The sequence below is a fragment of the Cellulomonas sp. P4_D11 genome, assembly GCF_056401915.1.
Genome location: NZ_JBFUIK010000066.1, coordinates 1 through 7,393, shown reverse-complemented (window position 1 = coordinate 7,393; position 7,393 = coordinate 1). Strand labels below are relative to the sequence as shown.

Below are 7,393 nucleotides of genomic sequence, written 5' to 3'. Positions count from 1 at the left end.
GGCGGCGGCCGAGCGCCGCGCGTTCCTGCAGGCCACCGCGGCGGCGGGCGCGCTCGGGGTCGTCGGCGTTGTGATCGGGCGGGCGGTCGGGGCCGGTGCCCGCGGGGCGCAGGCGGCGCGCGCGGCCATCACGATCCCCCGGCCGAGCACCACGGCGGCGCCGGTCCCGGCGGGTGTCGACGTCGGCGTCGACGGCGTCGGCCCGTGGCAGACCCCACCCGACGAGTTCTACCGGATCGACACCGCCCTCGTCGTGCCGCAGGTCGACCCGAGCACGTGGAGCCTGCGGGTGCACGGCATGGTCGAGGAGGAGGTCACGCTCACCTGGGACGAGCTGCTGGCCTCCGACCTGGTCGAGGCCTGGGTGACGCTGGCGTGCGTGTCCAACCCGGTGGGCGGCGACCTCGTCGGCAACCAGAAGTGGCTCGGCCTGCCGATCCGGGAGCTCCTCGCGCGCGCGAAGCCGACCGGCGACGCGGACATGGTCCTGTCGCGCAGCGTCGACGGGTTCACCGCGTCCACCCCGCTGGCGGCGCTGACCGACGGCCGCAACGCGCTGCTCGCGATCGCGATGGACGGCGAGCCGCTGCCCGTCGAGCACGGCTTCCCGGTGCGGATGGTGGTCCCCGGGCTCTACGGGTACGTCTCGGCGACGAAGTGGGTGACCGACCTGCTGGTGACCCGGTTCGCCGACGCGACGTCCTACTGGACGGACCGCGGCTGGTCGCCCGAGGGCCCCGTGAAGACCCAGTCGCGCATCGAGGTGCCGAGCTCCGGGTCGGTGCCCGCTGGGCCGGTCGTCGTGGCCGGCACCGCGTGGGCGCAGCACCGCGGGATCACGGGCGTGCAGGTGCGCGTGGACGACGGTCCCTGGAACGACGCGACCCTCGCCGACGACGGCGGGATCGACTCGTGGCGGCAGTGGTCGTGGACGTGGCAGGCCGAGCCCGGCCAGCACGAGCTGTTCGTCCGCGCCTCGGACCCGGTGGGCCCCCAGACGGGCACCCCGGCGGACGTCATCCCCGACGGCGCCACGGGCTACGACACGGTCCGCGTGTCCGTCACCTGATCCGGCGTCAGTAGACGTCGCGCACGTAGCGCCGCGTGGCGCCGAGGTCCTTGACGTAGGCGGCCGCCGCGTCGGCGCTCCGCCCGCCGTGCGTCGCCACGATCTCGCGGAGCGCGGCGTCGACGTCCTTCGCCATGCGCGAGGCGTCGCCGCACACGAACACCGAGGCACCCTGCTCCAGCCACTCCCACAGCCGCGCGCCGTGCTCGCGCATCCGGTCCTGCACGTAGACCTTGGCGCGCTGGTCCCGCGAGAAGGCGGTCGTGAGGCGGTCGAGCGTGCCCTCGGAGAGCAGCCGCGACAGCTCGTCGCGGTAGTAGAAGTCGGTCGCCCGGTGCTGCTCGCCGAAGAAGAGCCAGTTGCGCCCGGTGTGCCCCGCCGCCGCGCGGTCGGCGAGGAAGCCGACGAACGGCGCCACTCCCGTGCCCGGACCGATCATGACGGCGGGCACGTCGGGGGCCGGCGGGTGGAAGTGCGACGTGGGCTGCACGTGCACCGGCACGACCGTGCCGAGCGGCGCGTCGGCGAGGAACGTCGAGCACACGCCGCCGCGCGGGACGCCCGACGGCGACGCGTACCGGACCACGGACATCGTCAACGACACCGCGTCCGGCGAGACGCGCGGGCTCGACGAGATCGAGTACTGCCGCGGCGCGAGGCGGCGCAGCACCCGGACGAGGTCCGCAGCGGGCACGTCGGAGGCGAGCTCGGCGACCACGTCCACCGCCTGCCGGCACCACGTCCAGCGCGCGAGGTCGCTGCCGTTGCCCGGCCGCAGGAGCTGGCGCAGCTCGGTGCTGCCGGAGCGTTCCGCGACGAGCGCGAGCAGGTCCGGCGAGACGCGGCTGATGTCGAGCTCGGTGGTGAGCGCGCCGCGCAGCGGGCTCGGGCGCCCGTCGACGTCGACCTCCTGGTCGGGGTCCCACCCGGTGACGGCGAACCACTCGTCGACGAGCGCCGCAGCGTTCCTCGGGCGCACCGCCAGCGCGTCGCCCGCGCGGTAGGTGACGGCTCGCGGGCTGTCGGCGACGTCCAGCACGATCTCCCGCACCTCCTTGCCGGAGCCCGGCAGGGACAGCAGGCGGTTCCCGACGATCCGCGCCTCGCCCGGCCGCTGTCGGGTCGCGACGGCCGGTCGGTCCGGGACCACGGGGACGGAGGCGGGGGCCGGCGTCGACGCCGCCAGCGCGCCGACGACCGCCTCGATCCACGCGATCGCCCGGTCGTCGTCGCCCGGCTCGCAGTCGAGGCGCTCCACCAGGCGCGCCGCCCCGAGCTCCTCCAGGCGATGGTCGAGCCGACGCCCGTGCCCGCAGAACCGGTCGTAGCTCGAGTCGCCGAGCGCGAGCACCGCGAACCGCGAGCCGTCGAGCCGGCGCGCGTCGGCGGCGGCCACCGACTCCCAGAACGTCGTGCCGTTGTCAGGAGCGTCGCCGTCGCCGAACGTGCTCGTCACGACGACGAGGTCCGCGCCGACCGGCAGGTCCGCGGGCAGGCAGTCGTCCATGGCCACGGTCCGGGGCGCGAGCCCGGCGCCGACCAGCCGCTCGGCGGCGGCGGTGGCCAGGTCCTCCGCCGAGCCCGTCTGCGACGCCCACAGCACCACCACCTGGCGCACTGCCGCGCCCCCGCGCGGTCCCGACGTCGGGCCGTCGGTGTGCTCGGGCGTCCGGGAGAACAGGCCCGCGAGCAGGCCGTCGACCCACAGCGCGTCCGCGGCGTCGAGCGGGGCGGTCGACGGCAGCACGGGCGTGCCCGGCGCTCCCCCGCCCAGCCCCGCCAGGAACCCGGCCAGGTAGCGGCGCTCCCGGTCACCGAGGCGCGGCGGCTCGGGCACGTCGAGTCCGAGCGCCTCACCGAGCGCGCGGATCGCTCGCGCGCCGGGCGCGAGGCCGTCCTCGGGCCTCGGCTCGGGCGCCCTGGGCTCGGCGGGCGGCGAGGCGACGGGCGTGAGGGCGACGGCGCACACCTTGAGCTCGGGCTGGAACGAGATCGGGTCGACGGCGTCGCTGGTCACGGCGTTGACGGCGAGGTACTCGCCGAACATGTCGTTCCAGTGGAACGGCGCGAAGAGGGCGCCCGGCAGCACACGGTCCGTCACCGTGACGGGCAGCACGGCGCGACCGCGGCGCGACGCGACCTCGACGGACGCGCCGTCGACGAGGCCCAGCGCGGCCGCGTCGGACGGGTGCATCTCGACGAACGGCCCCGGCGCGAGCTTGTTCAGCTTGGCGACCTTGCCCGTCTTCGTCATCGTGTGCCACTGGTGCTGCACGCGCCCCGTGTTGAGCACGAACGGGAAGTCGTCGTCGGGGAGCTCGGCGGCGGGCAGGTGCGGGCGGGCGAGGAACCTGGCGCGGCCCGACGGCGTCGGGAAGGCCAGCCGCGGGCGCGTACCGTCCGGGCGCTCGAGCAGCTGCTGGCTCACGCCGTCGTTCAGGTAGCGGACCGGGTTCCGGCGGGGGCCGCCGGGGGCTGCCGGCCACTGCACGGGTCCCGCGCGCAGCCGGTCGTACGTCACGCCGCGCAGGTCGTAGCCCGTGCGCGGGTTCGCGAAGGCACGCAGCTCCTCGAACACCTCCTCGGACGAGGCGAAGTCGAAGCCGTCGTACCCCATCGCGGTCGCGACGCGCGCGATGAGCTGCCAGTCCGCCAGCGCGTCGCCCGGCGGGCGCAGGGCGGCACGCGCGAGGGTGAGGTTGCGCTCGGAGCTGATCATCACGCCGTCGGACTCCGACCACAGCGCGCCCGGCAGCACGACGTCGGCATACGCCGTGGTCTCGGTCTCCGCGAACGCGTCCTGCGTCACCACGAGCTCGGCCCGCTCGAGCCCCTCGATGACGCTGCGCCGGTTCCCGACGGAGGCGACCGGGTTGGTGCAGATGACCCAGCACGCCTTGATCTCGCCCGCGGCCATGCGCTCGAACATGTCGACCGTGCCGCGACCGGTGAAGTCGGGGCGCAGCGTCCCGGGGTCGAGCTCCCAGACCCCCTCGACGAAGGCGCGGTCGTCGTCGTCGAGCACCGTGCGCTGCCCCGGCAGTCCCGGGCCCATGTAGCCCATCTCCCGCCCGCCCATCGCGTTGGGCTGGCCGGTCAGCGAGAACGGGCCCGAGCCGGTGCGGCAGATCGCGCCCGTCGCGAGGTGGAGGTTGATCAGGGCGTTCGTGTTCCAGGTGCCGTGCGTCGACTGGTTGAGCCCCATGGTCCAGCAGGACACCCAGTTCCCCGCGCCGGCGAGCATCGCCGCCGCGGTGCGCAGGTCGGCCTCGGCGATCCCCGTCGTGCGCGCGACCTCGTCGACCGGGTAGTCCTCGAGCATGGCCTCGACGTCGGCCCAGCCCTCGGTGTGCTCGGCCACGAACTGCTCGTCCAGCCCACCCGCCTCCACGACGAGCCGCAGCAGGCCGTTGAGGAGCGCGATGTCCGTGCCGGGCGCGACCTGGAGGAAGAGGTCGGCCTTGTCGGCGGTCGCCGTGCGACGAGGGTCGACGACGATCAGCGTGGCGCCCGCCTTGACCCGGTCGAGCAGCCGGAGGAAGAGGACCGGGTGGCAGTCGGCCATGTTGGCGCCGATGACGAGGAACACGTCGGCGTGGTCGAGGTCGTCGTACGACCCGGGCGGCCCGTCCGCGCCGAGCGAGAGCTTGTAGCCCGTCCCGGCGCTGGCCATGCACAGCCGCGAGTTCGACTCGATCCACTGGGTGCGCACGTAGCCCTTGGCCAGCTTGTTGGCGAGGTACTGGGCCTCGAGGCTCATCTGCCCCGAGACGTACAGCGCCAGCGCGTCCGGCCCGTGGGTGTCGACGACCTCGCGCAGGCGCCGGGCGACGAGCTCGATCGTCTGGTCGAGGTCCGCCCGCGCCGGCTCGGCACCGCGCTCTGCCCGCACGAGCGCGTGCGTTGCCCGGCCGCCGGCCGCGAGCATGTCCGCGCTCGTCGCGCCCTTGGTGCACAGCCGACCACCGTTCGCGGGGTGCGACCTGTCCCCGCGAGCGCCCGTCGCGACGCGGCGCCCCTCGTCGTCGCACGCGACGTCGAGGATGATCCCGCAGCCCACGCCGCAGTAGGAGCACACCGTCGCCACCTGCTCGAGCGACGTGGTGCTCCCCTGCGGGGCCGGCGTGGTGAGGGTCAAGGTCAGATGACCGTCGCGCCGTAGGCGCCCGAACGGCGCTGGTACACGGCCCACGTGGTCGCGCCCATGACCAGGTACAGGCCGACGATCACCCAGAGCGCGCCCTGGATGTTGCCGGTCAGCGAGGTCGAGACGGCGAACCCGCGCGGGATGAGGAACCCGCCGAACGCCCCGACCGCGCCGGCGATCCCGAGGCAGCCCGCGGCCGCCTTCGCACGGCGGGCGCGGTCCTCGTCGTCGGTGGTGCCGAACCGGAAGACCGCCGGGATCATCCGGTAGACCGAGCCGTTCCCGGCGCCGGTGGCGACGAAGAGCACGAGGAACGACGCGAGGAACGGCCAGAAGGCGTGCGCCCGCAGCGCGAAGATCGCGCAGACCACGCCGAGCGCCATGACGCCGAACGCGACGATCGTGACGCGGGCGCCGCCCAGCTTGTCGGCGAGGATCCCGCCGAGCGGGCGGGCGATCGAGCCGACGAGCGCGCCGGCGAACGCGATGGTGATGGTCACCTCGGGGAACTGGTTCTTGAGCAGCGTCGGGAACGCGCCCGAGAACCCGATGAACGAGCCGAAGGTGCCGATGTAGATGAACGAGATGATCCAGGTGTTCCTCGACCGGGCGGCGACACCGTACGAGCGCGGGTCCGACTTGGCGTTGGACAGGTTGTCCATGAACCGCCAGGCCAGCAGGGCTGCGACGAGCACGAGCGGCACGAACATCAGCCCGGCGCGCTCGAGCTCCATGCCTGCGGCGCCGACGATGACGAGCGGCACGGCGAACTGCACCGCCGCCGTCCCGAGGTTGCCGCCCGCCGCGTTCAGGCCGAGCGCGCGGCCCTTCTCCCGTTCCGGGTAGAAGAACGAGATGTTGGCCATCGAGGACGCGAAGTTGCCGCCGCCGACGCCCGCGAGCGCCGCGACCGCCAGCAGGGCGCCGAACCCGAGGTCGGGGTTCTTCACCGCGACCGCGAGCCCGATCGTCGGCACCAGGAGCAGCAGCGCGGACACGATCGTCCAGTTGCGGCCGCCGAAGACCGGCACCGCGAAGGTGTACGGGATGCGCAGGGTCGCACCCACCAGCGAGGGCACCGCGATGAGCCAGAACATCTGGTCGACCGTCAGGACGAAGCCCGCCGCGGGCAGCTGCGGGACGACGATGCTCCAGAGCGCCCAGACGGCGAACCCGAGGAACTCCGCGAACACGGACAGCCCGAGGTTCCGGCGGGCGATCACCCGGCCGACGGACGCCCACTGCCCCCCGTCCTCCGGGTTCCAGCCGTCGATCCAGCGGCCGGGGCGGTGCGTGAGGGGTGCGGTGTCGAGGGCGGGAGCGGTGCCGGTGCCTGTCGCGAGCTGGGTCGCCATGCGGACCTCCGGAAGGACGGGTGGTGGGGTCGATGTCGACGACGACGCTAGGGAGCGCATGTTTCGACGGACCTGCCCGCCCCGTTGCGCGCTCGGAACCATTCGCGCACCGGGTGCCGCGGGCGCCTGTGAGATCAGGCGAGCGCCCGGACCCGCACGTGCTCGCTCGGGACGCTGAGGACGACGGCCGCACCGACGTGCAGGGCGAGCTGCGCGACCTGCGCCGGCGGGAGGTCCACGAGCACGTCGCCGGTGGTCCGCAGGCGCACGCCGGTGGTGCCCGGTTCCAGGTCGACGACGCGCGCGGTCCAGCCGTCCGGGCCGCCGACGACCACCGCCCCGGGCGGGAACGTCACCTGCGCGCGGCCGCCCGGCACGGCGTCGCACGGCACCAGGACGCCGTCGGGCCCCACCAGCACCGTGGCGCCGCCGGGACCCTCCGCCAGGGTGCCGACGACGAGGTTGACGCCCGCCAGCGCCGCGGTGAACGGGTGGACGGGGTCGGTGAGCACGTCGAGCGGCCGACCCTGCTCGACCGCCTGGCCGTCGTGCAGCACGACCACCCGGTCCGCGAGCGTCACCGCGTCGAGCACGTCGTGGGTGACCAGGACGGTCGCCGTGCGGGTGCGTCGGACCTGGTCGCGGACCAGCTCGCGCAGCTCGGCGGCCGTGCGGACGTCCAGCTGCGCGAACGGCTCGTCGAGCAGGAGCACGTCGGGCGCGGCGGCGAGCGCCCGGGCGAGCGCGACCCGTTGCCGCTGGCYGCCGGACAGCGCGTCCGGCCGCCGGTCGGCCATGCCGCCGAGCCCCACGGCCGTCAAC

4 protein-coding genes are annotated in these 7,393 nt (G+C 74.6%); 1 reads left to right on the top strand and 3 read right to left on the bottom strand.

Features of this window, described 5'->3' with window-relative positions; translation table 11 throughout:
* On the top strand, window positions 1-1,069 hold a 1,069-nt coding region (locus AC1DT4_RS20045; RefSeq protein ID WP_477091513.1), incomplete at its 5' end, for a molybdopterin-dependent oxidoreductase.
* Window positions 1,070-1,076: 7 nt separating this feature from the next.
* On the opposite strand, the gene AC1DT4_RS20040 is transcribed toward AC1DT4_RS20045, so the two are convergent.
* The 3 genes from AC1DT4_RS20040 to AC1DT4_RS20030 form a co-directional block, all read right to left on the bottom strand.
* Window positions 1,077-5,207: a molybdopterin-dependent oxidoreductase gene (locus AC1DT4_RS20040; protein WP_477091512.1), complete on the bottom strand. Its 4,131-nt coding sequence runs from the start codon at window positions 5,205-5,207 to the stop codon at window positions 1,077-1,079.
* A 2-nt stretch (window positions 5,208-5,209) separates the two neighbouring features.
* A complete protein-coding gene (locus AC1DT4_RS20035) occupies window positions 5,210-6,571 on the bottom strand; it encodes an MFS transporter (RefSeq protein ID WP_477091511.1) in 1,362 nt (453 codons plus the stop codon).
* A gap of 134 nt (window positions 6,572-6,705) precedes the next feature.
* A partial coding sequence (locus tag AC1DT4_RS20030; protein WP_477091510.1) for an ATP-binding cassette domain-containing protein occupies window positions 6,706-7,393 on the bottom strand: 688 nt, incomplete at its 5' end.